This is a genomic window from Mucilaginibacter sabulilitoris, from assembly GCF_034262375.1.
Lineage (GTDB): Bacteria > Bacteroidota > Bacteroidia > Sphingobacteriales > Sphingobacteriaceae > Mucilaginibacter > Mucilaginibacter sabulilitoris.
Genome location: NZ_CP139558.1, coordinates 5,775,816 through 5,800,307 on the forward strand (window position 1 = coordinate 5,775,816; position 24,492 = coordinate 5,800,307).

Consider the following 24,492-nt stretch of genomic DNA (forward strand, 5'->3'; position numbering starts at 1 on the left):
CGAGTCCCGTCCACCTGCAAATCAACAGATTGCAGGTTTTTTTATTGCTATCAATACGGCATATTATGCATCAAAACGCAACAAAATGGTGCATAATTCGGTGCGTAACCAAGAGCAACGATACTACGCACCGAATTTGAATTAATTATTTGATTTTCAAGATGTTCTGCGAGTGAACATCTTGATGTCAGCAGGCTACAAACTTACTTTTGTTTAACTTTTAAGCTTGTATCAATGAAAAGTAATTTCCATCTGCTTTTTTACATCAGAAAGCAAAAAAACTACAAAGGCGGCGTAATGCCCATCTACATGCGCATTACAGTTAACGGAAAACGCGTGGATATGTCCGCAGGCCGTAATTGCGATCCGGCTATCTGGAACAGTCACGCGGGACGTGCTATCGGACACAAAGCAGAAATCAAAGCACTTAATAAGTATCTGGATAGTCTGCAGACCAAACTCCGAAATGCACATCAGGAATTAATCGATGCCAACCAACAGGTAACAACGGAAAGCCTACAAAATCAATTCACTGGAAAGGCTCAAAAAAGTATTTTCTTGATGGAATTATTTAAAGAGCACAATGCAAAGGTCAAGGCGCTAATCGGAAACGGATTTGAAGCCAACACATTAAAAGGATATAATACGTCTGAAAAGCATCTAAGTGGTTATTTGAAAAACGCCTCGCTTGTATCGGACTATAGGATGGATCTTCCGTTTGGATATTGATATAATTTTTAAAATCTTCATCCGGATGATAATTTAGTCCTTCGTTGAATGGCGTCAAAACAAAAGTCTTAACATCATTTATATCTTTGATTCGCTTTAGCATAAATCCGATTTCAAATAATAGCCCTATTTTCTTCTGCCTGGCGAAGCATTATTTCCAGACCTTCCTCCCGTGACATTACTTTACCAAACTCCTTTAAAGATTGGTTATCATTATAAATACCATTAGGATCATTCCACATCAGCCATTCAATAATGTCCAGCCTTGTTAAACAGTTAACAAGATTAATCAACTCTTTTTCTGAGATTTCGACGAGACGAACATAAGGGTACTTTGATTCACTCCAAAAACTCATGATGATTTATAATTTAAATTCATTGACAATTGTTCCACGAGTTAAAATAAAATTCAAGGCTTTCACTCACCACAATGAGCTAATCGTTTTGTAATACGTATACGTTAAGCACCAGCCGGGATTTTTATATTTCGCTGATAGAAAACTGCCTCACAGTGCTTTTATCCACTCTTTAAACATATGATTTAAAGTTTTTCCGTATTTATCTTTAAGATATTTTATTTCAGATTTCTTTATCCGGAAATTGATTACTGCCGTCGCTTCCTTTTTTGGCTGTCCAGCTCCCGCTCTTTTACCACCGCGTCCGGAATTTGTTTTTTTATTATCAAAAGCGGAGACTCTGATTACCTCGGACATTTAGAATGAACAATAATTAGTGAATGAATTGATTGCCCTCAAAAAATTATAGAGCATTTAAATTGTCGGGGCTTTGAAAACAGTATCACGCAAGCCATTAAGATTCCAGATCCGCCTCAAATAAATCCATAAGATCTTGTTCAGTATTTACTTCATGATCTAAACTGCGGTATGATTCTTTCCCTCTAATTTTATAATAAACAACAACGTTGGATTCATCATCTGGCGCAACGTAAGTTTTAAACCATTCGATCTCGTCTAATTCAAGATCAGTAGAAGAAAAAACGTCACCAACAAACTCCCTTATTGCAACCTCTTGAAAATCATTTGTAAAAAACCAGTTAACGCCATCCACCTGAAATGCAGTTAAAGGAGTAAATTTTTCATTGTATATAAAGCCCCAGTTCCCATAACCGTCATCACTAATGGGAATAATTTCACCTTCGTAAACGATTTCAGTGTCGTCTGTAATCTCATAATACTGTCCCTCTACTAGAGTTTTCATATATATTCTTTAATGTTGTTTGCTAAAATTATTACTTAGGTTAAAAATCGTATTCTTGGCTTGAAAAAGCAAATTATTAAACTCTATTTAATACCCATTGTATGCGTTGCGACTTATTACATTAAAGTTAGTTTTTTATTTGAAACTTGCAAAACAATTTTCAAATAAAATAGACTTTTCACATGTTCGCGAAGAATTGAAAAAAGTCAGCCACTACACTTTATTGATCAAACCTCGACTCAGAAAATCAATACAATGAGACCACAATTAGCAAATATGGAGCCACCAGCAAAAAAAAGCTAGCCAATTGTTAGTCGCTCTCCGGTGCAATAGAAACTAGAATTAGTAAAAGCTATGATTAAGTTGATTGCAGCAGGCAACAACATATCCCTTAATTTACAGAATTCATCGTTCTGGTACTTCGCGAGGATTTTTTTTGAGATCGGCAATAGTGGGATAACTGCAGGTGTACCTGTTTTTTGCCGGTTTTTAAAGATACGCAACTCACCATTTGACGCGATCGTAACTTCCGATCTTTTCAGTTGCTTTACATCGATGAAAGATAAGCCGGTGAAGCTACAGAATATAAAAAGATCACGAACCCTGCTCAGTCGATCATTCGTAATTTCTTTGTGCGCAATAGCCTGTAGCTCCTCTTTGCTCAAATATACCGTATCAACATCTTCCCTTGTCATTTCAAATTTGGCGAACGGATCATTTATCAACCAGCCGTTGTCGACGCAATCCAATACGATCTTCTTCATATTGGCAATATTCTTTAAACTTGAGTTATGATTTAAATTTTTTGTGGTACGGAACCAGCGATACAATTTCTTTACGAATTCCAGATCGAGACTGAGTATATTAATTTCTTCAGTTTTATACATGGACTTCAGAAATGCCAAAGTATGCTTGTAGGAAGTATTATAATTCGTCCATGTGCCCTTTTCAACTCCTTTTCCGATCATGTTTTTCAAATCTTCATTATGAGATTTGAAAAGCACCATCAAGAGCCTTTTCCGCTGCGTCTCGCCAGACAACATATCTCTGATGGCTATAGCAGTAACTATCTTTCCCCGGTCAATGAGCTGCGTTCGCGCGGCATATGCATTGTTCTGCAATACATCCAGATAGTCATTCAGACCTCTGGCATCCTCTCTGTTCCCGGTCGCTCGACTGGCTCTCACATTCCACCTGGAAAGGTCCCAAAAACGTTTAACAGACATCTCTTTGGGTACACCGTCGACGGTTATCCTTAAATAAATCGGAAGGATGTTTCCCTGATGGTCTTGTGTTCTTTTGAGAAAGAACAGTAACCCTAAACTTTTTTCTAACATAACGATAGATTTTTAAGTGAATAAATATCGAAATGCCGGAATCAAAAGTCAAGATGTTTGGCATTTGAACACGTTGTTAATCAGCGCATTATACCACTTTTCGTGCGCGTTTTTTGTCTCATCAAACTGACGCGCACGAATCGCACACTTTTTTTATGCGATTCAATGGGTCATGCGGAAAAGTTGAGGGCTGAAAGTTTTAAGCATAGATTTTAGCGAGTCTGAACAAGAAAAAAGTTGTATCTCTGACGCCTCTGGAGGTAGCTCTAAAAGCTTTGATTTTGGCATTAAAAGATTCAGCTGATGCGTTTGTACTCCTGTTGTCAAAGAAGTTTAAGATAGATTCATAATGTTGTTGGACAGACCTTGCCACGGTCTTAAAGGTGTCGATACCACATGCCTCCACGTGGTTATACCAAAGGGCCAGTCTTTTAAAGGCGACTTGCTTACTTTTGCAGATTGTGAATATATTGCCCAATCCTATAGCCAGTTTATAAGCCTTGAGCAATTCCGGATACCTTGGAAAAAGTAAACCGGCTCTTTCTTTTTGCGAGGCAGTCCACCTGGACTCAGGTTTAAACAGCAGATAGCGACTTCTGGCAAGCAATTGTTTTAGCGTATCGCCATTGCTGAATATCTCGGGCTGATAAGGATGTTTGTTTTGCCTGGCCTGTTCAATAGCACTGCTTTCTGCATCCAACGCTTCCCAACGATATTTTATCCGGGCTTCCTGTACAGCATCGTATGCTAATTTTTGTACATGGAACCTGTCGATTACACGGCTGGCATTGCTAAAACACCTGCGGATGGCTTTAATCATGTTTGCCGCCATATCCATCGTCACTTCTTTTACCTTATGTCTTTTACGCAACGGTATCTGTTCGATAACCTTTATGATCTGTTCCGCTTGTGTACCCCTTAGCATGGCTACAATTGCCTTCTTGCCGCCTTTAGCTTCCTTTTTGGTGATAATGGTATAGAGTTCGCCATTGCTCAACGCTGTTTCATCTATGCTTAGCGATGGCCCGATGTTCTGTTCAAACAGCATCCACTCATCTGCATGTTCTTTTTGATCCCAGCTATGAAAATCGCTCAGAAAATCTTTATATTGCTGTTGTAGCTGTTTTCCGTCGACGCTGTAAAGCCTGCCCAGCAAGTGGCAGCTGATCGGGTTATTATCCAAATATACCTTTTAAAAAAAGGCCGAATTCCGTTGTCATTCGTGCCCCTTTTCGTACTAAATCCCAGTCCCTGGTGATGACCTCACCGCTGGATTTTACTTCCCATCTGCGCCGTTTAATACAGAGTGCTACCTTATGACCACGGATCGGAAAGTCCTGGATAGCTGTTTCAGGCAGAAAGCCTTTTGACTCTATTTGTGCCTTTTCATAACCGGCAGGAGGCAGGTTCTTTTCTTCCAGGTAAATATTCAGCTGACCACTTTCTGACGGTTTAACGTCAGTCAGTTCAAAATAATCTAACAAGCCTTCAGGAAGTATAAGGCGGACCAGGGTTTCGTATGCGTTGGACAAGAGATCGTGTTTCGTTAAATACAAAACAAATACTTTTTATCTTATCCCTCAACTTTTCTGCTTGACCCATTCAATGCATATTTTGGCTATTTGGGAAAACAAAAAAGCCTGTAATCATATGATTTACAGGCTTTTGTTGTATTTTGTTATTCTTATCAGCGGTGAGGGAGGGATTCGAACCCTCGGTACAGTTTCCCGTACGTCAGTTTAGCAAACTGATCCTTTCGGCCTCTCAGGCACCTCACCATTTTTTCAGTACATCCCCGTTTTTCAGGGACTGCAAATATAGTAATTCAATATTCCCGTCAAAAAAAAAGTTCAATTTCTAATAATCTATCCGCACATGGTAAATACTCATCAACATCCGCTTGAAAATAGTTTTAATGGTTTCAATGTCTTTCAGGGTTATATTACTGTCTTTCAACTGGTTCTGATCGAGTTTATATTTTACTATGCGGTCAACCAAAATACTTATTGATTCTTCATCAGGCTCTTTTAAAGAGCGCGAAGCCGCTTCAACCGAGTCGGCAAGCATCAAAACACCTGCCTCTTTTGAAAAAGGGATAGGTCCGGGGTACCTGAAAATGTTCTCGTTGATAAATTTTTCAGGAAAATTCTTTAACGACGACTGGTAAAAATAATCCACCCTGGTATTACCATGGTGCGTACGTATAAAGTCTATCACAATTTCGGGCAGGTTAGCCTTACGCGCCATTTCAATCCCCTTGCTTACATGCCTGATGATGATCTGGGCACTCTCTTCGTAAGGTAATTTATCATGCGGGTTAAAACCGGAGCTTTGGTTCTCGATAAAAAACAAAGGGTTTTCCATTTTACCAATATCATGGTACAACGCCCCTGCCCTAACCAGCAGCGCATTACCGCCAATGGTATATATGGCATTCTCGGCCAGATTAGCCACCTGTAACGAATGCTGAAAGGTACCGGGGGCGTTAAAGGCCAGTTCACGCAATAAGGGCGCATTAGTATTGGTAAGCTCAATAAGGGTAATATCGGAGGTAATGGCAAAAACCTTTTCAAAAATATAAATAAGCGGATAGGCCAGCAATGTAAGCAATACACTCACTACAAATGGTACAAAATCCATCCAGTCAATATCCAGAAACGTACCTTCCCGTATAAATGTAATACCCAAAAAGGCCACGAAATAGGTAAACGTGATAATAAGCGCGGATATCAGGAATTGCTCGCGCCTGATGAGGTTTTTGATGCTATAGATAGAAACCATGCCTGCGGTAATTTCATAGTAAGCAAACTCAAAACTGTTAGGCACAAAAAAGCCGGCAATCAGCACTACCAGCAGGTGAATGTTTAGCGCGAGCCGGGTATCAAACAAAATACGGATAATAATAGGTACAATGCAGTATGGCATATAATACAAATTGGGCAATTGCAGCTTTATGGCCAGCGACAGGGTGGCCAACATAGCGGTAACTACCAGCAATATTAAACTTACCAGCCGGTTGTCTTCATAAATATCTTTCCTGAAAAGGTACAGGAATATCATGAGCAATGATATGGCAATAGCCACCAGTAAAAATTGACCTAACAATACCAGTTTACGGTTGCCATTGGTGCGGGCGTTATCTTCAAAAGCTTGTTTATATGATTCCAGCTTTTGATAAATTTCATCATTAATAACTGATCCTTTATATACGATCACCTCTCCTTTTTGAACCATGCCGCGGGTTAGGGACAGCCCATCAACCACCTCATTTACCAATCGGGAAGTTAAGTTATTATCATAGCTTAAATTAGTTTGCAATCTGTTTTGTAATAGATCGAGTAGAAAAGCCTTATCCAGATCGGTATGTTTACTCAATATTTTATCACAATAAGCTAAGGCCTTTTCGCGGGTAAACAGCTCATTGGTATTTTTCTCTGTAGCAACATTCTTGTTTAAAACCGTTATAGGATAATTTTCAGAATTTACCTGATACTGCGCGTTTAGCTTTAAAATACCTGTTTCGTATATCTCTTTTAACAGGTCGGTACCAGCAGCTATATATTTAGGTTTAAGCTTGTCGTTAATACCAGAATTATGCCATTTTATTTCAATATCATTCTTAAAACCCTCGGTTTGCTGGGTTTCAACAGCAGCGTCCAGCTGATAGATCGGGGTTATACTTTCTTTGGCGGCCTTTTGGTCGTTCTTATTTTCCTGTGCGGTTTTTAATATAGCAAAGTTGTAAGGCGATATAAGGTCTTTTTGATTCCAGATGCGCCCCTTTTCATATTCATAGCTGAATTTTGCCTGCTTGGGTAAAAAAAACACAATTAGACTGATGCTGACAAGCATCATCAAAAACTTAACATTACGTGCGTATTTGCGCAATAAAGCCTTTTGGCGCGAAGAAGATAGTTTTGCCATTTATTTAATTAACCACTCAAAAATAATATAAGTTTCTGTTATATGCAGTTTTTCTTGCTTTTATCAATTTAAAGTTGATATCTTTATGATATCAAATTAAAATCACCTTTATCATGGAATCTGAAAAAACAATTAACCCGCCCTCTGGCTTTACAGCATTTATTTTATTCCTGTTTTTGCTAATCATAGCCGGCATTTGCCTTGCGGTGGGCCAGGAACCTATCGGGTCAGTTATTGCAGTTATAAGCTTCGTTTTTGTATTACCGGGATTAGTGATAGTAAACCCCAATGAGTCAAAAGTGCTCACGCTTTTTGGCAAATATGTAGGCACTGTTAAAAAAGATGGCTTTTTTTGGGTAAACCCATTCACTGTAAAAAGAAAAGTATCATTACGGGCGTTTAACCTTAACGGTCAGCAGCTCAAAGTGAATGATAGCATTGGTAACCCAATTGAAATTGCCGCGGTTATTGTATGGCAGATAAAAGATACCGCCAGCGCCGTGTTTGCAGTAGAAAACTACATACAGTATGTAAACATACAGAGCGAAGCCGCGGTAAGGCACCTGGCCAATTCATTCCCTTATGATAACCTGGAAGATGAAACTGCCGCTATTACCCTGCGCGGCGGCGCCGAACAGGTAAGCCAGATGCTGGAGCAGGAGTTAAACGAGCGCCTCGCACGTGCCGGCATTGAAGTGTTGGAAGCCCGCATATCGCACCTTGCTTATGCTCCCGAAATTGCGCACTCTATGCTACAGGTTCAACAGGCATCAGCTATTATAGCTGCACGCCGATTGATAGTTGAGGGCGCTGTAGGGATGGTTGAAATGGCCCTGAATAAACTATCAGAAAAAAACATAGTAGAGCTTGATGAAGAACGCAAAGCTGCTATGGTGAGCAATCTGCTGGTAGTACTCTGCGGCGATAAAGCTGTCAATCCGGTGGTTAATACAGGTACTTTATACCATTAATTGCATGGATCAGTTTAGAAGCTTTGATCAGCTGCGCACCAATGAACTATCTGTATTAAGACATGGTTTTTTTAAGCTCTGGTTTGAGCTTACCGATGGGCAGTTTTGCTATGGTAAGCTGAGCTATGGTAACTTTTGGAAAACCATTTATATTTTAGAGGTAGAGAAGAAAACTTGGATCATTAAACGTAAAGGCATATTTAAGCGTTCGTTTTTAATTAATGACCTGGATGGAATGAATTTAGGAGTGGTTACGCCCGAAATCTGGTCGCGCAAAATACGCCTGAGTATGAATAATGGGTTTGAGGCGGTTTATTTAAATAAAAAACTGATTTCGCGCACATTTACGTTAACTAATGATCAGTTTGGTGATATATTAAATATCAGAACGGAACTATGGGGATTTAAAAAACCTTTTAAAATTTCTTTCGATCTTGATATGTTAAAGAAAATACCCGAGTTGCCTTTACTGGCCTTGTTGGGCGTAAATTTAGTATTAATAAAACAGGCAAAAGCCGCGAACGCGGCAAGTTAGTATGGCCGAGAAAAAAGCATTTGTATTACGTATTAATCCCGATGTACTGAAGGAGATAGAGAGCTGGGCCGCCGAGGAATTCAGGAGCACCAATGGCCAGATTGAATACCTGCTGCAACAGGCCCTGCTTGGCCGTAAAAAAACCGCGAAAAAGAAAAAGGAGTAATGAATTACCAGGATATTAATCAATTAACAGGTAAAAAGCTTTGGCTGTTAAATCGCGGTAGGATAAATTCTGATTATAAACTGACCGATAATGTGAACTCTTACGGCCGAATGTATAGCGACAATTCATTTATTGCTAAAACCTATCTGGAAACTAATAATGAAACTATCCTGGTATTAAATTCAACCATAGGCGATCTTTCTATCAAAACCCCGGAAGGAAAAGTAATCGGTTATTTTGAAACAAATAAAATCGGTTTAAAATTAAATGATGGGTTTAAGGCCAATTTCAATGCCACGTCATTATTTAGTTCTGAATATCATTGGCTGGATGAGCATAATAATGAACTAATAAGAATTTTTGGTAATGATGCTTCCCAAGTAGTGGTAACTTTTATTAGTCCCATTTCAGAAATACCACATTTAAGTGTACTTATTCTGGTTGGAATTAAAACAATTTTCAATCGCAAAGAGCTTTATTGAGGATTTTCACTTCTAAAGGTTAAGCGATATATTTTTAATTATTATGCATGCATAGCTTTTCACTTCCATCAAAATAACTAAATTTGCCCCACCAATTTTAATGAGGGACACATGAAAGAAGTAGTAATAGTAGCTGCCACACGCACACCGATAGGCAGCTTTGGAGGTGGTTTAGCAGTCTTGAGCGCAACAGAACTGGGGGCGCAGGTTATCAAATCGGCAGTTGAAAAAGCTGGTTTAAAGCCCGATCAAATACAGGAAGTTTACATGGGTAATGTAATGCCGGCCAACCTGGGGCAGGCACCGGCTACGCAGGCTGCCATATTCGCGGGTCTTCCGTATCTGCCAGCCACTACCGTTAATAAAGTATGCGCTTCGGGTATGAAAGCGATAATGCTGGGGGCCCAAAGCATTGCCATAGGTCAGAACGATATTGTGGTTGCCGGTGGCATGGAGAGCATGAGCAATGTACCCTATTACCTTGATAAAGCCCGCAACGGCTATCGGTTAGGCAATGGACAAATTACCGATGGCCTTGTAAAAGATGGCCTTTGGGATGTTTATAACGATTATCACATGGGTTCCGCGGCTGAACTTTGCGCGGTTGATTGCAATATCACTCGTGAAGAACAGGATGCCTACGCTATTGAATCATATAACCGCGCCCAAAAAGCACAAGCCGAAGGGAAATTCAGAGATGAAATAACACCGGTTGAATTAAAAGATAAAAAGGGCGATATCACGTTATTTGCTGATGATGAGGAACCTAAAACGGTAAAATTTGAAAAAATCCCCTCATTAAAACCCGTATTTAAAAAAGATGGCACGGTTACCGCCGCCAATGCCTCAACCCTGAATGACGGAGCAGCAGCACTGGTATTAATGAGCCGCGAAAAAGCCGATAAGCTTGGTATTAAGCCGCTGGCACGGATAGCATCACATGCCGATGCCCAGCAAGCTCCTGAATGGTTCACCACTGCCCCATCAAAAGCCATCCCATTGGCATTGCACCGTGCAGGTTTATCATCAGACCAGATTGATTTTTATGAGATCAACGAAGCCTTTTCTGTGGTATCAATTGCCAACAACCAGCTTTTAAAACTTAATACTGCTAAGGTAAATGTAAATGGTGGCGCGGTTTCACTTGGTCATCCGTTGGGCGCTTCAGGAGCTCGCATTATTGTTACTTTATTATCTGTATTACAGCAAAATAATGGCAAATATGGCGCAGCTGGAATTTGTAATGGCGGGGGCGGTGCAAGTGCAATGGTTATCGAAAATTTACGTTAATTAAAGCAGGTTAAGCTGACGCTTCATATGTTACAACAGCTAATCGATAATTTATTTAATTTTGTAGCCCTATAAAATGTTAATTATTAAATACACGGTATGGTAATGAGGCGTTTGTTTGTATTTATAATATCCTTGTTTATTGTTGGCCAGGCCTTTGGCCAGCGCGCCAATGAAAATTCACCTACAAAACAATTAAGTATTTACCAGGACAGCCTTGCTTCCTTAGGAAAAAAATTCATCAATGATGAAAATGACCTGGAGCGTAAAAATGCTAATTACAAGTTCATTAAAACTTTGGTCAGCGCTTTAAAAGAGCCCAATTCATTCCTTTTCCCATTTGATTCGGTTAAAAGTATTAGCATCATTAATTCGCCCGATAACCGCTTCCGTATCCTGAGCTGGCATGTTATTAACCAGGATGGCAGTTATCGTTTTTATGGCACCATACAAATGAATACCGGCGGTCCGCTAAAAATGTTCCCGCTTGAAGATTATTCGCCATTATTGCAAAATCCAGAAGATTCTGTAACGGACAACCATAAGTGGTATGGCGCCCAATATTATAAAATTATACCTGTTTATGCCCAAAAACCTTACTATGTTTTAATAGGCTGGAAAGGCAACACCATAAAATCAACCAAAAAAGTAATTGATATACTGTCATTTACAAACAATAAACCTGCATTTGGTATGCCGGTTTTTGATAACAACGGCAAAAACCCCAAAAGGGTAATTTTTGAGTACACTCGGCAGGCTTCAATGTTACTACGCTATATACATGATCAAAACTTAATTGTGTTTGATCACCTTGCCCCTCCTGATAAAAAAATGAAAGGCCTGCCAGAAACTTTTGGCCCCGACCTTACTTATGATGGTTATAAATTAAAAAACGGACGCTGGGTATATATAGAAAACCTTGATATGCGTAACATTCCCAACGATAGCGATAATGAATATGTAGATCCAAAAAAACAAGCTATTCAGGACCGCAATCTTATTCATTCAAATTAAAGAATTAAATCTGCATAACACACTTAAAATCAAAACATACACTATATATTTTGTAACACTTTCGGTATAAAATTCCGATTCAAAAGAAATATATTACTTTTAATAAATTTTACTTCAGAAAAAATAATGCAAGAAGCCCCAGCCGTAAAGGCTACCCCAAAATCCAGATTCCCTAAGAGCGTTCCCTACATTATAGGCAATGAAGCCGCAGAACGTTTTAGTTTTTACGGAATGCGTTCAATACTGACACTTTTTTTGGTAAACCAGTTTTTTAACCCTAATCATATCGACGCTGTAAACGACTTGGCCAACGCTAAAGCCAATAAGCTACACCATTTATTTGTGATGGTGGCCTATGCTTTGCCATTTGTAGGTGGCATGGTGGCCGACTGGTTTACCGGCAAATACAAACTTATCTTATATGTATCGATGATTTACTGTTTGGGGCATTTAATGTTGGCCATGTTCGATGGTGGCCTTGGTGGTTTTGAATTGGGTTTACTTGTGGTTGCAATTGGCGCCGGCGGTATTAAATCATGCGTATCTGCTAATGTAGGTGATCAATTTGATGCTACCAACCAGGATCTACTTTCGAAAGTTTACGGCTGGTTCTATTTCAGTATCAATGCCGGCTCTATGATTTCAACCGTTGCTATTCCATGGACTTATGATCACTTTGGCCCCAGGTGGGCCTTCGGTATTCCCGGTATCCTGATGGCGCTGGCTACCATCATATTTTTTTCGGGCCGTAAAAAATATGTAAAGGTTCCCCCGCAAGGGGTTAATCGCAATAACCTGGTATTTATAACCTGGTATGCACTAACTCATGCAGGCCAACGCAAACCGGGACAATCTATGCTTGATGTTGCCAAAGGCCCGTATGACCCCGAACGCGTTGAAGGTGTGAAAGCAGTATACCGGGTTATGGCCGTGTTCTTTTTCGCATTGGCATTTTGGGCTGTTTGGGATCAATGTTTGTCTGAGTGGACCCTATATGCCGAAAGAATGAATCGTGAGATTAACCTGGGTTTTACCTCATTCACAGTGTTGCCTGGTCAGTTATCAACTGTTAATACGGTGTTTCTTCTTCTATTTATTCCATTTTTCAACTATATAGTATATCCACGACTTGACAAAATTGGTCTAAAAACAACCCCGCTGCGAAGACTTGGTACCGGCCTGATTTTAACAGCTTTATCGTTCGTGGTAATTGGCATAATACACACCAGCCTTGATCATGGCGGTAAACCCTCCATTTGGTGGCAGGTGCTTGCGTTTATGATACTTTCAGCAGCCGAGGTGCTCGTATCTATCACCGGCTTGGAATACGCTTATACACACTCACCAAAATCGATGAAAAGTACCATGACCGGTATTTGGTTCCTGGTTGTATCGTTCGGTAATCTTATTACCGCACTTGTAAATGGCTTAATAGAAGACGGCGGCTGGTGGGCACATAACCTTAAGGGTGCAAACTATGAATGGTTCTTTGTTATTTTTATTGTTGTATTTATCCTGATATTTCTTTTTGTTGCACCACGGTTAAAAGAACGAAACTATATCACTGATCCTTATATAGATAATCAAATTATTGCTGATAACCAATAATTTATAATTTCCACCGTTATTGTAAAGCAGTTAAATATTATTTAGCTGCTTTTTATTTTTAAAAGCGGGTTTAAATAAATTATTTTTGCCCATTGTTTACCTGATAGTTTTTAAGTGCCGGATAGCATTGTTATAATACCAACCTATAATGAAAAGGAAAATATTGAGCGTATGATTCGCAAAGTATTTTCTTTACCTCATGACTTTCATATACTCGTCATTGATGATGGATCACCCGACGGTACAAGCATCATTGTAAAAAACTTAATGAATGTTTACCCAGAGCGGCTGTTTATTGAAGAGCGTGCCGGTAAGCAGGGACTTGGAACGGCCTACATACATGGCTTTAAATGGTCTATAGCCCATCATTACGACTATATTTTTGAAATGGACGCCGATTTTTCGCATAATCCTGAAGATCTGCTCAAATTACGACAGGCTTGTATTGAAGGTGCCGATGCCGCTATCGGTTCGCGCTATATCAATGGTGTAAACGTGGTTAACTGGCCTATGAGCCGGGTATTGATGAGCTATTTTGCGTCAGTATACGTACGGTTTATAACCGGTATCGATATCAGAGATTCAACAGCCGGCTTTATGTGCTATAAACGTAAAGTACTGGAAACGGTAAGGCTCAATAAAATAAAGTTTGTTGGTTATGCCTTCCAGATAGAAATGAAGTACACCTCCATTAAACATGGCTTTAAGCTGAAAGAAGTTCCCATCATATTCACAGACCGTACTGCCGGTACATCCAAAATGTCGACAGGGATATTCAAAGAAGCATTCTTTGGTGTAATACAAATGAAGATCAACAGTATCTTCCGAAAGTACCCGGAAGGATGATCTCGCTTTCGGATTTATTTTGATGGAGACATTCGACTTTTCATTTTGATTCTTTATCTATTTAATTATACAATAGATGTGTAACAATACAGATAAAAAATCCCCAATTCCGAAATTGAAAATCTCAAATCCGAAATAAAAAAACTAATTTCGTTGGTAAATGAATGAGCATCTTGACCCCGGAGCAGAACGCTTAAGTAATACCGAACGTGATATTGAAAGAGTATTGCGTCCGCAGCAATTTGAGGATTTTACCGGTCAGCATAAAATATTAGCCAACTTAAAAGTATTTGTACAGGCTGCCCGCCAGCGTGGCGAGGCACTTGATCATGTTTTACTGCACGGCCCACCGGGTTTGGGTAAAACCACCCTGTCGCACATTATAGCCAACGAAATGAGCGTTGGTATCAAGATCACTTCAGGTCCGGTGCTTGACAAACCCGGTGATCTTGCGGGCCTGCTCACTAACCTGGAAACCGGCGACATCCTGTTTATTGATGAAATACACCGCCTTAGCCCATTAGTTGAAGAGTACCTGTATTCGGCGATGGAGGATTTTAAAATTGATATTATGCTGGAGAGCGGCCCAAATGCGCGCTCCGTTCAAATATCGCTTAACCCTTTTACCCTTGTGGGTGCTACTACCCGCTCGGGCTTACTTACCGCTCCTTTAAGGGCCAGGTTTGGTATCAATTCCAGACTCGAGTATTACGATGCAAAGCTGCTTACTACTATTGTATTACGCTCGGCTGCCATCCTCAAAACACCTATTACCGACGAAGGTGCTTACGAAATTGCCCGCCGCAGCCGGGGTACCCCGCGTATTGCTAATGCCCTGTTACGCCGCACACGCGATTTTGCACAGATTAAAGGCGACGGCAATATTGACACCGCTATAGCACAATACGCGCTAAATGCGCTAAATGTAGATGAGCACGGCCTTGATGAAATGGACAATAAAATATTACTCACCATTATTGACAAGTTTAAAGGCGGCCCGGTAGGTTTAAAAACCATTGCCACCGCTGTAGGCGAAGATGAAGGCACTATTGAAGAAGTATACGAACCATTTTTAATTCAGGAAGGTTTTTTAATGCGTACCACCCGCGGCCGTGAAGCTACCGAAAGTGCCTATAAACATCTCGGTAAGATAAAACTGGGCGGTAATCCTTCCCTATTCTAAAACCAATAAAACTACCATACCGAACATGAAAACAAAACTAAAAAACGGCTTCAGCTACCAATGCAAAATGCTTTTAGCTATACTTGCATTTGCCAGTTTGCATTTAACAAATGCCAATGCACAAACTACCCCCACCGATTCATTGGCAAAAGTAAAAGCCGATAGCCTTGCAGCACGCAGGTTAGCAACCGGAACCAAAGTGGGCATAGCCGGGTTAAACCATGACCATATACATCTTATTTTAAACGAATACCGCCACGGCAACGTAAACATTGTTGGCATTGCCGAACCCGACAAAAAACTATGGCAAAAGTTTGGTAAGGCATATAACCTGCCCGACTCGTTATTTTTTGAAGATCTGAAAACTATGTGCCAAAAACGTAAACCAACCATTGTATTAGGTTATAACGCGGTTGGTAAACATATTGACATCGTAGAAACCTGTGCACCAATGGGTATATCAGTAATGGTTGAAAAACCACTGGCGGCTACGCTTGAGCAGGCCAAACGAATGGAATTCCTTGCTTTAAAATATTATATAAACCTGCTAACCAATTACGAAACTACCTGGTACTCATCGGTTCAAAGTGCATATAATACTGTAAAAACCGACAGTATTGGAGTTATCCGTAAAATGGTATTCCATGATGGTCATCAGGGGCCGCGTGAAATTGGCTGCAGCGAAGACTTTTTAAGCTGGTTAACCGATCCCGAACTTAACGGAGCCGGCGCGCTGAATGATTTCGGCTGCTATGGCGCCGACATGATGACCTGGTTGATGCAGGGACAAAGACCTATTGCGGTAACTGCTGTAGCCCGCCATTACAAACCATCAGTATATCCAAAGGTAGAAGATGATGCTACAATCATTGTGGAATATCCAAATGCAACCGGAATGATCGAAGCCTCATGGAACTGGCCTTTCAGCATTAAGGATATGGAGATATTTGGTGCAAAGGGTTACATCCACACCTTTGATAGTGATAGCCTGCAGATAAGAATAAACAATAATACAAGGGAATTTAAGGCACCTCCTTTGGTATCACCTGCCAATGCCCCGGTACCTTATTTCACAGCTGCTCTTAAAAACCCAATGAGATCGCGTAATGACCGTTCGTCACTAAAATATAATATGATAGTGATGCAAATACTGGATGCTGCAAAAAGATCAATTAAGGAAGGTAAAAGAATAGTTTTGTAATGCGGGATAAATATTTTATTTATATAATTGTGAAACCTGCGCATTTATTATCCTAATTTCGCCGTTCAATAAAAAATCATTGTTATAATATGTTCAAACAATCTTTTGTGTGGTTAACCGTGTGCGCTTTGAGCACAATTTCATGCCAGTCTAAACCTGCCGATAAAACAGCCACTGCAGTGGCAACAAGTACCGGAACACCTGCAGCCGCAGCAGCAACAACAAGCGGCAAAATTGATAACGCGGCTGTTATGGCCCGCAAGCAGGTTCCCGTTGTTTGTTATCACCAGATACGCGACTGGAAACCAACCGACTCAAAAGGTGCTAAAGATTATATTGTGCAAATTGCCGCTTTTAAAGAACATATTAAAATGCTGGCCGATAGTGGTTACCATACTATACTGCCCGATCAGCTATATGCTTACCTTACAACCGGTGCTCCGTTGCCAAAAAAACCTATCATGCTTACGTTTGATGATACAGATCTTGATCAGTTTACCATTGCTAACCCTACTTTAAAAAAATATGGTTTTAAAGCTGTGTATTTTGTGATGACGGTATCATTGGGCCGCCCGCATTATATGACGGCTGATATGGTTAAACAACTATCAGACGAGGGAAACGTAATTGGCAGCCACACCTGGGATCATCACCGGGTTGATAAATACTCACACAACGCTGAACTGAAGATAATAGGAAAGAACGGCAAAGTAACTACCCGTCCGGTTGATGATTGGGTTACACAGATAGACAAGCCTACTAAGAAACTGGAAGAGATCACCGGTAAAAAAATTGATTATTTTGCCTATCCTTTTGGCATCTGGAAAAAACCGGTTTTACCTGAATTTCAAAAAAAGGGATTCAAAATAGCTTTCCAACTGGCCGACAAACGTGACCCTGACTATCCTTTAATGACTGTGAGAAGGATATTGGATAGCGGTTACTGGAGCACCAAAACATTCAGCAACAGCGTACGGAATAGTTTTTAATTCCGAAAATAGTAACATAAAAAAGCCTTTCTTTAAAAAGAAAGGCTTTTTTTCGAATAAGCATTTATATTTCTTTATAATAGAATCATAAATTTTCACCTGCAGGGCCTTGCTCCATATTTGATGATGCCTGCTGTTTTTGTTCATCTTCACCAGGTTTTAATTTGGCTTGTTTAGCCAACAGCGTGTCTTCCCCGGTATTTTCTCCTAATTCATCGTTATGCAGGTCAGAATCATCATTATTCATCACTGCCTTATTTTTTCCTATAGTTTCCATGATGTATGAAGGTTAATTATTTCTCTGCTACCCATTTCACCGCTTCGTCCAGCTCCTCAAGCGGATACCCCCTGTATTTACCCGGGAGAATATATTTAAACAGGTGACTAAATTCTCTGATGCCTTTTTGATCGGTCACTATAGCCAGTTTGTTCCATCTCAAAAAGTATTTCAGGCCAATCTCAACATTTCCGCACCAAGCACCTGCTGTAAAATTCTGTATATTGGTTTCTAAAACTAATAGCAGGTTAATCCGTCCGTTTTTCTTCACCTGTTCATTAAGTAAAGGCAGCAATGCCTTTGTATAATCTTTAATTGTTACGTCACCAACCGCGTGCATACCTAACACATGCGAGGGCAAATAATTCATGTGTTCAAGCATAGTGAATATTTAAGAAAACAATACAAAAACTACACCATTAATTAAATCAGGAGTATTTTTTTATAAAAAAAGCATAGCGCTTCCATCATCGCTTTAAACCTGCCGGTTTTACGAATTTTATTTTGTAGTATCTTTGCAGCAATAATGCTAAACAGGACAACATACAGCCGGTTGATTAAAAGCGAAGCCCAAAAGCTTGGCTTTCTGTTTTGTGGCATTTCCAAAGCCAATTTTTTAGAGGAAGAAGCGCCAAGCCTGGAAGCATGGTTAAAAAAAAACATGCACGGCGAGATGCAGTATATGGAAAACCATTTTGATAAACGCCTTGACCCACGCTTACTGGTTGACGGGGCAAAATCGGTTATATCATTGGGCGTTAATTACTATACTGATAGTGGTCAGGATGATCCAGCTGCGCCCAAGATATCAAAATATGCCTATGGTATGGATTACCATACTGTTATAAAAGATAAACTGAGGCAGCTTTTACAAATCATCAACGAAAAAATTGGCGAAGTTGGCGGTCGTGTGTTTGTTGATTCGGCACCTGTACTGGATAAGGCCTGGGCCAGGAAGGCCGGAATGGGTTGGATAGGTAAAAACTCCAACCTGCTCAATAAAAAAGCCGGCTCGTTCTTTTTCCTGGCCGAACTGATCATTGATCTGGAACTGGAGTATGATATAGCCCCAACAGCCGACCATTGCGGTACCTGTACCAGCTGTATTGACGCCTGCCCTACCGATGCCATCGTTGGGCCTTATGTGGTTGATGGCAGCCGTTGCATATCATACCTTACCATTGAGCTCAAAAACGAAATACCACAGGAATTTAAGGGCAAAATGGATAACTGGATGTTTGGTTGCGACGTTTGCCAGGATGTATGCCCCTGGAATCGTTTTTCGGTATTAAATACAGAGCCGGCCTTTACTCCACATCCAGAGTTGCTTACCCTGAAAGCTTCTGACTGGCAGGAAATTACACAGGATGTTTTTCAGAAAGTATTCAAAAACTCCGCTGTGAAACGTACCAAATTTTCAGGGCTAAAACGCAATATTGAATTTTTGCGAAAATAGTTTTGAGTTTTAGTAATGAGTTTTGAGTATAATAGCGATCTATCACTCAAAACTCATCACTCACTACTTCTTATCCCTTTTTAAACTTCAAAGCCAGTTGTTGCAGCATTTCATCATTAACGGGCTTTGCCGGCTCGTCTTTTTTATAAGGCTTATTTTGATATGACTGGGTTTTGGTATGATCGGGCTTGTGAAATTCCTTTTTTGGATAATCAGCTTTTGGCGCATCCGCTTTGGGGGCCTGCTCGGCGGGTTTGGGTTGTGCGGCAGCTTTAGCCTGGCGTTCGGCCGCTTTTTTAGCATTCCACCTGGTATATATTTCTTCAAGCTTTCGTTTGGTATACAGCGGAAAATCGCCCTGCATCATCCAGGAGTAATAGCTTGGCTCAACGTTAAACACATCTTCTACACGTTTGCCTTTGTGTTTGCCAAAATTAATCAGCTCCTCACCCTGCTCATTATAAACCATGCGACCGGCAAAATCAACCGGATTGCTTAAGTTGGTGAATTTGTGCAACGCTTCAACCTCGCCAACAACCGGAATGGTACGGTTACCCTTTTTATCTTCCCATTCCATGTTTTCATAGCGTTCTATCTGCGCAAGCAAAACTTCCATGGTAGCGCGGGTATCAGCCTCGGCCGAATGCGCGTTTTCAATTGTTTTGGCACAATAAAACTGATAGGCAGCCTTTAAGGTACGCTGCTCCATCTGGTGAAAGATATTCTGCACGTCTACAAAATGACGATTATCAAGCGTAAATGATACGCCGGCACGCAAAAACGCCTCCATCAACATTGGTATATCAAACTTATTGGAGTTATAACCCGCCAGGTCACTTTCGCCAATAAATTCGGCTATCGCATTTCCTAAATCTTTAAACGGCTGTTCATCTTTAATGTGCTCGTCGTAAATACCATGTACCAACGACGATTCTAAAGGAATAGGCATACCCGGATTAATACGCCAGGTTTTTACTTCCTCGCTCCCGTCAGGATGAAGTTTAATAACAGATATTTCAACTATACGGTCGGCACCTATATTGGTACCTGTGGTTTCAAGGTCGAAAAAAGCCAGCGGGCGTTTTAAATTTAATTTCATTTTAAAAGAATCAATTGTAGACAGGACAAAGGTCGCAAATGTCCTAAAAAGAATTAGCAGAATAAATTTTTTAATTTATTTAATATTTCTGTTTTATATTTAATTTAACACCACCTTAATTTATCACGATTATTCATGAAGAAACTATTGCTTATCGCTCTAATATCAGTTGGTATTCAGAACTTTACAAAAGCTCAGGACTTTCAGGGCGGTTATGTGCAGGAAGAAGTAGAGATGCAAAAATATAACAAAGACACCTCCGCTCACGCCGTATTTTTAAATGAGTTTGGCAATTCGAGAATTGATATAACAAACGAAGACCACATCAGGCTGATATACGACTACCACGCCAAAATAAAAATATTCGATAATAAAGGCTTTGCCAATGGTACTATTGAAATACCCATTCATAACGGCGATGATGTTGCCGAAGAAGTTACAGACATTTCCGGAACCACTTATTACAAGGATGATAATGGCCTCACTCAAAAAATAGACCTTGATCCTAAAAAGGTATTTAAAGTTAAAGATTATAAGTATGGCAGCACGGTAAAGTTTGCTCTGCCAGGTTTACGTAATGGCTGCGTTATTGAGTTCAGGTACAAACTTACCTCTCCGTATTGGGACAGCTTTCGCAAGTGGGAATTTCAGGACAATATACCCAAGGTATATTCTCAGTATGAAGCGCATATACCTGGTTTCTGGACATTTAACGCCTCATTACGGGGTGTTTTAAAACTATCAAAAACAAATTCGGAGATTGAACGGGAATGCTTTACATCGCATGGATCAAAAAGCGATTGTTCGCACCTGGTTTACGCCATGAAAGATATACCGGCTTTTGTGGAAGAAGACTACATGACCTCGCCGAAGAATTTTTTATCGGCCATATACTTTGAGCTTGTTGAGTTTACAAACCCCTATACCGGTGTTAAAACTGTGGTGACCAAAGAATGGAAGGATATTGATCGCCAGCTTAAAATAGCCAACGAATTTGGGTCGCAGCTTAAACGGAAGGATTTGATGAAAGAGCGCTTAGCGTCGGTAATAGCCGGTAAAACCGATGAGCTTGATAAAACCAAAGCTATTTATGCCTATCTCCAAAAATGGTATAAATGGAACGATTATATAGGGATATATAGTTCAGACGGTATTAAAAAGGCTATGGACGCCCATACAGGCAGCGTAGGCGATATTAATCTTACCCTGGTTACCGCGCTGAATGCCGCAGGTATAAACTCCGAGGCCGTGGTATTATCAACCCGCGACCATGGTAATATAAATACCTTGTACCCTGTATTAAGCGATTTTAATTATGTGATAGCTAAAGCTAACATTGGAGACAAAACCTATCTGCTTGATGCTACCGACCCCTTGTTGCCATTTGGTTTACTGCCGCTCAAATGTCTGAACGATAAGGGCCGGGTAATAAGTCTTGATAAGCCATCGTACTGGATTGAGTTAAATTCGATCCAGAAAAAGGCTAATACTACTTCGCTTAACCTTACACTGCTTGATAATGGCAAAATAAAAGGCACCATCAGCAATTATTATACCGGGTATGATGCTTATTTAAAACGCAAGGCTATTAAAAAATTCAACTCTGTTGATGAATATGTGGAAGACCTTGACGGAAAGCTGCCGAAACTGAAGATACTTAAGGCAGACATGTCCAATCTGGATAGCCTTAACCTGCCTTTAGGCGAAGTGTTTGAAGTTGAGATAGATGCTTTTGATAATATGAACCGTAGCCGCCTGGTATTTAATCCTTTCTTGTGGGAAAAAATAACCAGCAACCCTTTTAAATTAAGCGAACGCGATTATCCTGTTGACTGGGGTATGGCGTCAGACAACCGGCTGGTGCTCAGCATGCACCTGCCATCGCAATACGCTATTGAAACAGCCCCTCAGGTAGTGGCATTTTCCATGCCTAATAACGGAGGGATGTTTATTACCAGCTTTGAAAATCAGGATAACGGGTTTACTTTTTCTAACATAACCAGGTTTGCCAAAGCCATTTATAACCCGGAAGAGTATCCTTATCTGAAAGAATTATACAACAAAATTATCCTTACCGAAAAAACCGACATGGTTTTCAAGAAAAAATAATGAAAATATTTTTCGCTCTGTTAATAAGTGTTATCATAAGTGCAAACGCCTGCGCGCAGGATAATTACGATGTTTCCCTGATATCAAAAGACCTGCTGCCTTATGCCAGCGCCGTTGTCAGGAATAAAGAAGTAAGCGTTGAGGTAAAGGACCTTGACAATACCATCTACCACATAAAATCAGCCATTACTATATTAAACCCAAATGGCAATAACATTGCGCATGTGGTAGTTTGGCACAATAAAAGCAATATCATTAAAAGTATAAAAGGTGCTGTTTACAATCAGCTGGGTAAATTAACCAATAAGTTTTCCGAATCAGATTTTGAGGATGTGAACTCCGGCAATGATTTTTCATTATTTGAAGATTCAAAGGTTAAACATTATAACCCTCCTGTGACTGATTACCCGTATACCATTGTTTATGAATATGAAGTAAAATCTAAACAATCTTTAAATTTCGGTGATTGGGAACCAAACTCTACCACGGGACTGGCTGTTGAAAAAAGCTCCTATGTATTTAGCTGCAAGCCCGATTTTAACATCAGGTACAAAGAAATTAATATGCCTGTAAAAGTTATTAAAGGGCTTAATAAGGATGGAGAGAAAATCTACACCTGGCATGTAGCTAATTTAAAGGCAGTTAAAGATGAGCCTTACAGCCCCAATGAGGATAAATATTTAAGTAGCGTTAAAATTGCTCCCGAAAAATTCAGTTATGAAGGTATTGCCGGCTCATTCACCAACTGGAAAGAGCTGGGTAAATGGCAGTATGATAAATTGCTGGCCAGCCGTTTAAAGGTGTCTGATGCTACTGCGGGTTATATGAAACAGATAACCGAAGGTGTAACAGATCCTAAGTTAAAGGCAAAAAAAATATATGAATACATGCAAGGTAAAACCCACTATATAAGTATACAAATAGGTATTGGCGGGTTTCAGCCATTTTTAGCATCAGATGTTGACCAGCAAAACTACGGCGATTGTAAGGCTCTGGTAAACTATACCCAGGCACTATTAAAAACCGTCAACATTGATTCGTATTACTGTGTAGTGCAGGCAGGCAACCGCAAGGTGAGCATGCTTAATGATTTTGCCAGCATGGACCAGGGCAACCATATTATTTTATGTCTTCCCTTTAAAAATGACACTACCTTTTTAGAGTGTACGAGTCAAAAGATACCATTTGGCTTTTTAGGTGATTTTACCGATGACCGTACGGTACTGGCCTGTACCCCCGAAGGTGGTAAGCTGCTGCATACCCCTAAATATACCGCGGCAAACAATCTGCAGCAACGCAAAGCCACCTTTGTTTTAAATGCAGATGGCGAGCTTTCGGGCGAAATGCACACTTCCTTTAAAGGCTCTCAATACGAAAACCGCGAAAGAATTATTGAAGAGGCACAAAAGGACCAGATCAAGAGCCTGAAAAAAGAATATGCCATAAACAACCTGGATATTGAAAAAGAAGAATTTAAACAGGATAAAGGACTGCAACCCATAACCACCGAAAATATAAAACTTTATGCCCGTGACTATGGCTCCGTAAATGATGGCAAACTGTATTTTATAACAAATGCAACCAACAGAACGACCAATGTCCCGAGGGAGGTACGCAACCGGCATAATGAGATGTATATTAACAGAGGCTATACCGATGAAGACGAGATCAGTTACACCCTGCCCCAAGGCTATCATGTTGATTTAAAACCAACCGATGTATTGATTGACAAACCTTTTGGTAAATTTTCAGAAACCATAGTTATAAAAGGCAATCAACTGGTATTTAAACGCAGATTGCAAATACTTGATGGAACCTACAGTAAGGATACGTACCAGGATCTGGTTGATTTTTATCAGGCCGTTGTCGATGCCGATAATAATACGGTTTCGCTGATTAAAGGTAGCTGAATATAACTATGCCTAAAATAATGCCAATAACCATAATGAGGTAAAGCAGAATTTCGTTACCGGCAAAACGTTTGTATTTAGTCCAGAATGAATATTCTTCTTTTTGTTTGGGCATGATGGGGCAAAATTATTGAATTTAATTAATTTG

Annotated in this window: 25 protein-coding genes and 1 tRNA gene; 15 read left to right on the forward strand and 11 right to left on the reverse strand. The window is 40.1% G+C overall.

The window, feature by feature from the left end:
* The first annotated feature begins 234 nt into the window (after positions 1-234).
* Positions 235-729, forward strand: a complete 495-nt coding sequence (locus SNE25_RS24535; RefSeq protein WP_321561661.1) for an Arm DNA-binding domain-containing protein — start codon at positions 235-237, stop codon at positions 727-729.
* Positions 730-842: 113 nt separating this feature from the next.
* Here the strand turns inward: SNE25_RS24535 and SNE25_RS24540 are convergent, their stop codons facing one another.
* From SNE25_RS24540 to SNE25_RS24570, 7 genes are all read right to left on the reverse strand, one after another.
* Positions 843-1,085: a hypothetical protein gene (locus SNE25_RS24540; RefSeq protein WP_321561662.1), complete on the reverse strand. Its 243-nt coding sequence runs from the start codon at positions 1,083-1,085 to the stop codon at positions 843-845.
* Between the two features lie 454 nt (positions 1,086-1,539).
* Positions 1,540-1,947: a hypothetical protein gene (locus SNE25_RS24545; protein ID WP_321561663.1), complete on the reverse strand. Its 408-nt coding sequence runs from the start codon at positions 1,945-1,947 to the stop codon at positions 1,540-1,542.
* 299 nt (positions 1,948-2,246) lie between these two features.
* Entirely contained in the window at positions 2,247-3,284 is a 1,038-nt protein-coding gene (locus SNE25_RS24550) for a site-specific integrase (RefSeq protein ID WP_321561664.1), read from the reverse strand.
* Positions 3,285-3,483: 199 nt separating this feature from the next.
* On the reverse strand, positions 3,484-4,467 hold the full coding sequence (locus tag SNE25_RS24555) for an ISAon1 family transposase (RefSeq protein ID WP_407666949.1): 984 nt from the start codon (positions 4,465-4,467) through the stop codon (positions 3,484-3,486).
* Positions 4,460-4,816 (reverse strand): ISAon1 family transposase N-terminal region protein, encoded by a 357-nt coding sequence (locus SNE25_RS24560; RefSeq protein ID WP_321560923.1) that lies wholly within the window; start codon positions 4,814-4,816, stop codon positions 4,460-4,462. Before SNE25_RS24560 ends, SNE25_RS24555 begins: the two co-directional genes overlap by 8 nt.
* Before the next feature lie 159 nt (positions 4,817-4,975).
* Positions 4,976-5,062: transfer RNA gene (locus SNE25_RS24565), tRNA-Ser, on the reverse strand.
* Between the two features lie 79 nt (positions 5,063-5,141).
* Positions 5,142-7,208, reverse strand: coding sequence for an HD family phosphohydrolase (locus SNE25_RS24570; protein WP_321561665.1), 2,067 nt, complete (start codon positions 7,206-7,208; stop codon positions 5,142-5,144).
* 113 nt (positions 7,209-7,321) lie between these two features.
* Here SNE25_RS24570 and SNE25_RS24575 point away from each other — a divergent pair, with 113 nt between their 5' ends.
* The 11 genes from SNE25_RS24575 (at position 7,322) to SNE25_RS24625 (ending at position 17,493) form a co-directional block, all read left to right on the forward strand.
* Positions 7,322-8,179: an SPFH domain-containing protein gene (locus SNE25_RS24575; protein WP_321561666.1), complete on the forward strand. Its 858-nt coding sequence runs from the start codon at positions 7,322-7,324 to the stop codon at positions 8,177-8,179.
* Positions 8,180-8,183: 4 nt separating this feature from the next.
* Positions 8,184-8,714, forward strand: a complete 531-nt coding sequence (locus tag SNE25_RS24580) for a hypothetical protein (RefSeq protein WP_321561667.1) — start codon at positions 8,184-8,186, stop codon at positions 8,712-8,714.
* 1 nt (position 8,715) lies between these two features.
* Positions 8,716-8,880 (forward strand): Arc family DNA binding domain-containing protein, encoded by a 165-nt coding sequence (locus SNE25_RS24585; RefSeq protein ID WP_321561668.1) that lies wholly within the window; start codon positions 8,716-8,718, stop codon positions 8,878-8,880.
* Positions 8,880-9,362 carry a hypothetical protein gene (locus tag SNE25_RS24590; protein ID WP_321561669.1) on the forward strand — a complete coding sequence of 161 codons (483 nt, stop codon included), beginning with the start codon at positions 8,880-8,882 and terminating at the stop codon, positions 9,360-9,362. Before SNE25_RS24585 ends, SNE25_RS24590 begins: the two co-directional genes overlap by 1 nt.
* A gap of 111 nt (positions 9,363-9,473) precedes the next feature.
* Positions 9,474-10,652, forward strand: a complete 1,179-nt coding sequence (locus SNE25_RS24595; RefSeq protein ID WP_321561670.1) for an acetyl-CoA C-acyltransferase — start codon at positions 9,474-9,476, stop codon at positions 10,650-10,652.
* A 105-nt stretch (positions 10,653-10,757) separates the two neighbouring features.
* Positions 10,758-11,666 (forward strand): hypothetical protein, encoded by a 909-nt coding sequence (locus SNE25_RS24600; RefSeq protein WP_321561671.1) that lies wholly within the window; start codon positions 10,758-10,760, stop codon positions 11,664-11,666.
* A 126-nt stretch (positions 11,667-11,792) separates the two neighbouring features.
* Positions 11,793-13,274, forward strand: coding sequence for a POT-type proton-dependent oligopeptide transporter (locus SNE25_RS24605; RefSeq protein ID WP_321561672.1), 1,482 nt, complete (start codon positions 11,793-11,795; stop codon positions 13,272-13,274).
* Between the two features lie 114 nt (positions 13,275-13,388).
* Positions 13,389-14,120, forward strand: a complete 732-nt coding sequence (locus tag SNE25_RS24610) for a polyprenol monophosphomannose synthase (protein WP_321561673.1) — start codon at positions 13,389-13,391, stop codon at positions 14,118-14,120.
* Between the two features lie 160 nt (positions 14,121-14,280).
* On the forward strand, positions 14,281-15,303 hold the full coding sequence (gene ruvB, locus SNE25_RS24615) for a Holliday junction branch migration DNA helicase RuvB (protein WP_321561674.1): 1,023 nt from the start codon (positions 14,281-14,283) through the stop codon (positions 15,301-15,303).
* Positions 15,304-15,328: 25 nt separating this feature from the next.
* On the forward strand, positions 15,329-16,504 hold the full coding sequence (locus tag SNE25_RS24620) for a Gfo/Idh/MocA family protein (RefSeq protein ID WP_321561675.1): 1,176 nt from the start codon (positions 15,329-15,331) through the stop codon (positions 16,502-16,504).
* Between the two features lie 119 nt (positions 16,505-16,623).
* Positions 16,624-17,493: a polysaccharide deacetylase family protein gene (locus SNE25_RS24625; RefSeq protein ID WP_407667056.1), complete on the forward strand. Its 870-nt coding sequence runs from the start codon at positions 16,624-16,626 to the stop codon at positions 17,491-17,493.
* Positions 17,494-17,578: 85 nt separating this feature from the next.
* Here SNE25_RS24625 and SNE25_RS24630 read toward each other — a convergent pair whose 3' ends face one another.
* Both SNE25_RS24630 and SNE25_RS24635 read right to left on the reverse strand, forming a co-directional pair.
* Positions 17,579-17,770, reverse strand: coding sequence for a hypothetical protein (locus SNE25_RS24630; protein WP_321561677.1), 192 nt, complete (start codon positions 17,768-17,770; stop codon positions 17,579-17,581).
* Positions 17,771-17,786: 16 nt separating this feature from the next.
* On the reverse strand, positions 17,787-18,152 hold the full coding sequence (locus tag SNE25_RS24635; RefSeq protein ID WP_321561678.1) for a SpoIIAA family protein: 366 nt from the start codon (positions 18,150-18,152) through the stop codon (positions 17,787-17,789).
* A gap of 144 nt (positions 18,153-18,296) precedes the next feature.
* Here SNE25_RS24635 and queG point away from each other — a divergent pair, with 144 nt between their 5' ends.
* Positions 18,297-19,226, forward strand: a complete 930-nt coding sequence (queG, locus tag SNE25_RS24640; protein ID WP_321561679.1) for a tRNA epoxyqueuosine(34) reductase QueG — start codon at positions 18,297-18,299, stop codon at positions 19,224-19,226.
* A 70-nt stretch (positions 19,227-19,296) separates the two neighbouring features.
* On the opposite strand, the gene SNE25_RS24645 is transcribed toward queG, so the two are convergent.
* Entirely contained in the window at positions 19,297-20,325 is a 1,029-nt protein-coding gene (locus tag SNE25_RS24645; RefSeq protein ID WP_321561680.1) for a 3'-5' exonuclease, read from the reverse strand.
* 135 nt (positions 20,326-20,460) lie between these two features.
* On the opposite strand from SNE25_RS24645, the gene SNE25_RS24650 reads away from it, so the two are divergent.
* Together SNE25_RS24650 and SNE25_RS24655 are read left to right on the forward strand one after the other, a co-directional pair.
* Positions 20,461-22,434, forward strand: coding sequence for a DUF3857 domain-containing protein (locus SNE25_RS24650; RefSeq protein ID WP_321561681.1), 1,974 nt, complete (start codon positions 20,461-20,463; stop codon positions 22,432-22,434).
* Positions 22,434-24,344 (forward strand): DUF3857 domain-containing protein, encoded by a 1,911-nt coding sequence (locus tag SNE25_RS24655; RefSeq protein ID WP_321561682.1) that lies wholly within the window; start codon positions 22,434-22,436, stop codon positions 24,342-24,344. The genes SNE25_RS24650 and SNE25_RS24655 overlap by 1 nt, the downstream gene beginning before the upstream one ends.
* Here SNE25_RS24655 and SNE25_RS24660 read toward each other — a convergent pair.
* Positions 24,331-24,459 carry a hypothetical protein gene (locus tag SNE25_RS24660; protein WP_321561683.1) on the reverse strand — a complete coding sequence of 43 codons (129 nt, stop codon included), beginning with the start codon at positions 24,457-24,459 and terminating at the stop codon, positions 24,331-24,333. The two genes, SNE25_RS24655 and SNE25_RS24660, sit on opposite strands and share 14 nt — an antisense overlap.
* Between the last annotated feature and the right edge of the window lie 33 nt (positions 24,460-24,492).

Excerpts from the sequence above, each read along its gene's own strand:
- SNE25_RS24585 (WP_321561668.1), top strand. The coding sequence starts at position 8,716 with ATGGCCGAGAAAAAAGCATTTGTATTACGTATTAATCCCGATGTACTG.
- SNE25_RS24660 (WP_321561683.1), bottom strand. The coding sequence starts at position 24,459 with ATGCCCAAACAAAAAGAAGAATATTCATTCTGGACTAAATACAAACGT.
- SNE25_RS24570 (WP_321561665.1), bottom strand. The coding sequence starts at position 7,208 with ATGGCAAAACTATCTTCTTCGCGCCAAAAGGCTTTATTGCGCAAATAC.
- SNE25_RS24620 (WP_321561675.1), top strand. The coding sequence starts at position 15,329 with ATGAAAACAAAACTAAAAAACGGCTTCAGCTACCAATGCAAAATGCTT.
- SNE25_RS24605 (WP_321561672.1), top strand. The coding sequence starts at position 11,793 with ATGCAAGAAGCCCCAGCCGTAAAGGCTACCCCAAAATCCAGATTCCCT.
- SNE25_RS24590 (WP_321561669.1), top strand. The coding sequence starts at position 8,880 with ATGAATTACCAGGATATTAATCAATTAACAGGTAAAAAGCTTTGGCTG.
- queG (WP_321561679.1), top strand. The coding sequence starts at position 18,297 with ATGCTAAACAGGACAACATACAGCCGGTTGATTAAAAGCGAAGCCCAA.
- SNE25_RS24550 (WP_321561664.1), bottom strand. The coding sequence starts at position 3,284 with ATGTTAGAAAAAAGTTTAGGGTTACTGTTCTTTCTCAAAAGAACACAA.
- SNE25_RS24595 (WP_321561670.1), top strand. The coding sequence starts at position 9,474 with ATGAAAGAAGTAGTAATAGTAGCTGCCACACGCACACCGATAGGCAGC.
- ruvB (WP_321561674.1), top strand. The coding sequence starts at position 14,281 with ATGAATGAGCATCTTGACCCCGGAGCAGAACGCTTAAGTAATACCGAA.
- SNE25_RS24635 (WP_321561678.1), bottom strand. The coding sequence starts at position 18,152 with ATGCTTGAACACATGAATTATTTGCCCTCGCATGTGTTAGGTATGCAC.
- SNE25_RS24630 (WP_321561677.1), bottom strand. The coding sequence starts at position 17,770 with ATGGAAACTATAGGAAAAAATAAGGCAGTGATGAATAATGATGATTCT.
- SNE25_RS24600 (WP_321561671.1), top strand. The coding sequence starts at position 10,758 with ATGAGGCGTTTGTTTGTATTTATAATATCCTTGTTTATTGTTGGCCAG.
- SNE25_RS24535 (WP_321561661.1), top strand. The coding sequence starts at position 235 with ATGAAAAGTAATTTCCATCTGCTTTTTTACATCAGAAAGCAAAAAAAC.
- SNE25_RS24650 (WP_321561681.1), top strand. The coding sequence starts at position 20,461 with ATGAAGAAACTATTGCTTATCGCTCTAATATCAGTTGGTATTCAGAAC.
- SNE25_RS24545 (WP_321561663.1), bottom strand. The coding sequence starts at position 1,947 with ATGAAAACTCTAGTAGAGGGACAGTATTATGAGATTACAGACGACACT.
- SNE25_RS24540 (WP_321561662.1), bottom strand. The coding sequence starts at position 1,085 with ATGAGTTTTTGGAGTGAATCAAAGTACCCTTATGTTCGTCTCGTCGAA.
- SNE25_RS24645 (WP_321561680.1), bottom strand. The coding sequence starts at position 20,325 with ATGAAATTAAATTTAAAACGCCCGCTGGCTTTTTTCGACCTTGAAACC.
- SNE25_RS24655 (WP_321561682.1), top strand. The coding sequence starts at position 22,434 with ATGAAAATATTTTTCGCTCTGTTAATAAGTGTTATCATAAGTGCAAAC.
- SNE25_RS24580 (WP_321561667.1), top strand. The coding sequence starts at position 8,184 with ATGGATCAGTTTAGAAGCTTTGATCAGCTGCGCACCAATGAACTATCT.
- SNE25_RS24575 (WP_321561666.1), top strand. The coding sequence starts at position 7,322 with ATGGAATCTGAAAAAACAATTAACCCGCCCTCTGGCTTTACAGCATTT.